Source organism: Methylocucumis oryzae (assembly GCF_000963695.1).
GTDB classification, from domain to species: Bacteria; Pseudomonadota; Gammaproteobacteria; order Methylococcales; family Methylomonadaceae; genus Methylovulum; species Methylovulum oryzae.
The window spans coordinates 1-4,129 of record NZ_LAJX01000166.1; the positions used below are offsets into that span (position 1 = coordinate 1).

Below are 4,129 nucleotides of genomic sequence, written 5' to 3' on the forward strand. Positions count from 1 at the left end.
TTTTTTTTTTTTTTTTTTTAGCAACCACGGCATTCAGATTCATTTAGGCGATAAAGCCGTTAGTATAGACCGGGCGCAAAAAACTGTTACGTCAGCAAAAGGCGTGACTGTTAGCTATGACAAACTGGTGTTGGCAACCGGTTCATATCCTTTTGTGCCACCGGTGCCAGGCTCAGACAGAGAAAACTGCCTCGTGTATCGTACTATCGAAGACTTAGAGGCCATTACTAAAGCGGCAACGGGTGCAAAAATCGGTACAGTGGTCGGTGGTGGTTTGCTTGGTTTAGAAGCTGCGAAAGCGTTAACCGATTTGGGTTTAGCGACTCATGTAGTCGAATTTGCACCACGGTTAATGAGTGTGCAGTTAGACGAAGCGGGCGGTGCGATGTTACGCCAAAAGATTGAGGCTTTAGGCGTGATGGTGCATACCGGTAAAAATACCGTATTAATCGAAGACGGTGAGTCCTGTGTTAACAAAATGTGTTTTGCTGACGGTGAGCAGCTTGAAACCGATATTGTGTTGTTCTCAGCAGGTATTCGCCCGCGTGACGAATTAGCACGTGCATCCGGTTTAGACATGGGTGTTAGAGGCGGTATCGTCATTAATAACCAATGTCTAACCTCTGACCCCGATATTTATGCGATAGGCGAATGCGCGTTGTGGCATAACATGATATTTGGTTTAGTGGCGCCGGGTTATGCCATGGCGCGTACGGTAGTTGCTGATTTAACCGGTGGCGAGCAAGCCTTTACTGGCGCTGATATGAGTACGAAGTTAAAGCTAATGGGGGTCGATGTGGCAAGTATTGGCGATGCCCATGCTAAAACACCGGGCGCGTTAGTTTATACCTATCAAGACGGCGCGAGTGAGGTCTATAAACGCCTAGTGGTCAGTGCCGATAAAAAGCGATTATTAGGTGCTGTGTTAGTCGGCGATGCGACGAGTTACGACACCTTATTGCAATATTGCTTAAACGGTATTGCGTTGCCTGCTAATCCCGATGCGTTGATTTTACCGCAACGCGAAGGCGACGCACCGGTAGGCTTAGGCCCTGATGCGTTACCGGCCAGCGCGCAAATCTGTTCTTGCCATAACGTTGATAAAGGCGCGGTGTGTTCAGCAATAGATGCAGGCTATACGACACTGAATGAGCTAAAAGCTGAAACCAAAGCAGGTACTGGCTGTGGCGGCTGTGTATCGTTATTGAAATCGGTATTAAACGCGGAATTAAGCAAACGCGGTTTTACCGTATCTACCGATATTTGCGAGCATTTCCCTTATACCCGGCAAGATTTGTTTAACATTATCCGCGTTGAAGGCATTAAGACTTTTAACGAGTTGTTAGAAAAACATGGTAAAGGTCGCGGCTGCGAGATTTGTAAACCCGCAGTTGGCTCTATCTTGGCGTCGCAATGGAATGATTATATTTTGTCTACGCCGCATTTAGGGCTGCAAGATACCAACGACACGTTTTTTAGCTAATATGCAAAAAGACGGCACGTATTCCGTGGTGCCTCGTATTTGTGGTGGTGAAATTAGCGCAGAAAAGCTGATGAAGTTAGGCCAAATCGGTATGAAATACCAGCTTTACACCAAAATTACCGGTGGTCAACGCGTTGATTTTTTTGGCGCACGAGTTGAGCAATTACCACTGATATGGCGCGATTTAATAGAGGCTGGGTTTGAATCTGGTCATGCTTATGGTAAGGCGCTACGGACAGTGAAGTCATGTGTCGGCAGTACATGGTGCCGGTATGGCGTAGATGACAGCGTAGGCTTAGCGATTGAATTAGAACATCGTTACAAAGGCTTAAGAGCGCCGCATAAAATAAAATTTGGCGTATCAGGTTGTACGCGCGAATGCGCGGAAGCACAAGGCAAAGACGTGGGCGTGATTGCTACCGAGCAAGGTTGGAGTTTATATGTGTGTGGTAATGGTGGCATGAAGCCCAGACATGCCGATTTATTTGCGACCGGGTTAGATAAAGCCACGTTAATTCGCTATATAGACCGCTTTTTAAGTTTTTATGTACGCACCGCCGACCGTTTACAACGCACCTCGGTTTGGTTGGAAAACATGGAAGGCGGTTTAGAGTATCTAAAATCGGTCATTATTGACGATAAATTAGCTATTGCTGAGCAGCTAGAGCAACAAATGCAAGCCGTGATTGACACCTATCAGTGCGAATGGAAAACGACGATAGAGAATGAAGAAAAAGTAAAACGCTTTAGACATTTTGTGAACAGCGAGCAAGTCGATGACAACATTGTGTTTGTCGAGGAACGTGGGCAGATTCGTCCAGCGAATGAAGAAGAACGCAAACATTTTCGTTTAGTAGAGGTTGCATAATGACAACGTGGGTAGAAATTTGTAGTTCTGACGAGTTACAACCTGACTCGGGTGTCTGTGCGTTAGTCGATGGTAAGCAAGTAGCGCTGTTTTATTCAACCAAAGACCAAATGGCTTATGCGATTAGTAATTTTGACCCGTTTGGCCAGGCTAATGTGTTATCACGCGGTATTCTTGGCGACATTAATGGTCAACTCGTTGTCGCTTCGCCTTTATATAAGCAGCATTTCAACTTATTAACCGGTGAATGCTTGGAAGATGCCAGTGTTGTTGTGCCTGCGTATCAAACGCGTATCGTCGATGGCCGTGTCGCTATTGCGATAGCGTAAGACTCCAAACATACCGTTAAGAGAGCTGTAATGACTAAGAAAAAATTAGTAGTCATCGGAAACGGGATGGCAGGCATACGGACTGTTGAGGAACTCTTATCCGCTGCGCCCGATTTATACCATATTACCGTGTTCGGTGCTGAAGCCTATGGTAATTACAACCGTATCTTATTGTCATCGGTGCTAGCGGGTGAAAAAACCATGGATGATATTGTGATTAACTCACCAGAGTGGTATCAGCAACACGGTATTGTGTTGCATACCGGTGAAGACAAAGCCGTTGTGAAAATTGACCGCCGCCGTAAACAAGTGATTGCTAAAGATGGGACAGTTGCACAGTACGATAAACTGTTAATCGCAACCGGTTCGCGCGCCGCTAAACCGTCGATGCCAGGACACGAGTTAGACGGCGTGGTGAGTTTTCGTGATGTCATTGACGTTAACACGATGTTGGCGTATAGCCAAACGCACCGCCAAGCCGTTGTGCTAGGCGGTGGTTTGTTGGGCTTAGAAGCTGCTAATGGTCTAGTTATGCGTGGCATGGAGGTCACTGTGATTCACAGTCATGCGCAAGTATTAAACCGACAGTTAGATAAACCAGCGGCGACCTTATTGCAACAGCAACTAGAAGCGCGGGGTATTCAGTTTAAGCTAGCAGCAAAAACCCAAGCGCTAATTGGTGATGACAAAGGACATGTGCGGGCAGTGCGTTTTGATGACGGCTCTGAATTGGCTTGTGATTTATTCGTAGCCGCAGTAGGTATTCAACCGAATATCGAATTAGCGCAAGCGGCAGGCTTATATTGCGAGCGCGGCATTATGGTCAATGACACGATGCAAACGTATGACCCTAGCATTTATGCGGTGGGCGAATGCGTGCAGCATCGCGGTGACACGTTTGGCTTAGTGGCACCGTTATTTGAGCAAGCTAAGGTCTGTGCTAACCACTTAAGTACACACGGCGTTGCGATGTATCTGACGGTGCCAACCGCCACTAAATTAAAAGTGACCGGTATTAATTTATTTTCGCTAGGTAATTTTTTAGGTGATAACCACAGCGAGCAAATCGTGTTTACCGATACTGAGTTAGGCGTTTATAAAAAACTAGTGATTCAGCAAGGTAAGCTTGCAGGCGCGGTGTTGTATGGCGATACGGCAGACGGTTTGTGGTATCAAGAATTATTAGAGCAAGGTTGTGATATTAACCCTATGCGCGAAATGCTGATTTTTGGTCAGGCTTATGCGTCGTAACTCATGATATACGCTAACAAACTTGCTATTTGGTTTTGTTTGTGCGTATATACTTAAAACAGGCTACCAACTTAAGACGGGACAGGTCATTCAGACCGCATAACGCCAGGGATGGCGTGTAGTAGGGCAACGCAGGAGCAGTTTGCCGAGGACGCCGTAAATACGTCCCTGTAGCTTGGCGGCAGCATCCCTGCTGCC

Annotated in this window: 4 protein-coding genes; all 4 read left to right on the forward strand. The window is 46.5% G+C overall.

Annotated features, from left to right (window positions below; genetic code table 11):
• A partial coding sequence (gene nirB / locus VZ94_RS30940; protein ID WP_275575288.1) for a nitrite reductase large subunit NirB occupies positions 1-1,483 on the forward strand: 1,483 nt, incomplete at its 5' end.
• Between the two features lies 1 nt (position 1,484).
• The gene (locus VZ94_RS30945) at positions 1,485-2,351 is read left to right on the forward strand and encodes a ferredoxin-like domain-containing protein (RefSeq protein ID WP_275575289.1); all 867 of its coding nucleotides are present in this window, start codon (positions 1,485-1,487) and stop codon (positions 2,349-2,351) included.
• Positions 2,351-2,680 (forward strand): nitrite reductase small subunit NirD, encoded by a 330-nt coding sequence (gene nirD, locus VZ94_RS15200; RefSeq protein WP_045779881.1) that lies wholly within the window; start codon positions 2,351-2,353, stop codon positions 2,678-2,680. Before VZ94_RS30945 ends, nirD begins: the two co-directional genes overlap by 1 nt.
• Before the next feature lie 30 nt (positions 2,681-2,710).
• On the forward strand, positions 2,711-3,931 hold the full coding sequence (locus VZ94_RS15205) for an NAD(P)/FAD-dependent oxidoreductase (RefSeq protein ID WP_052700605.1): 1,221 nt from the start codon (positions 2,711-2,713) through the stop codon (positions 3,929-3,931).
• The last annotated feature ends 198 nt before the right edge of the window (positions 3,932-4,129 follow it).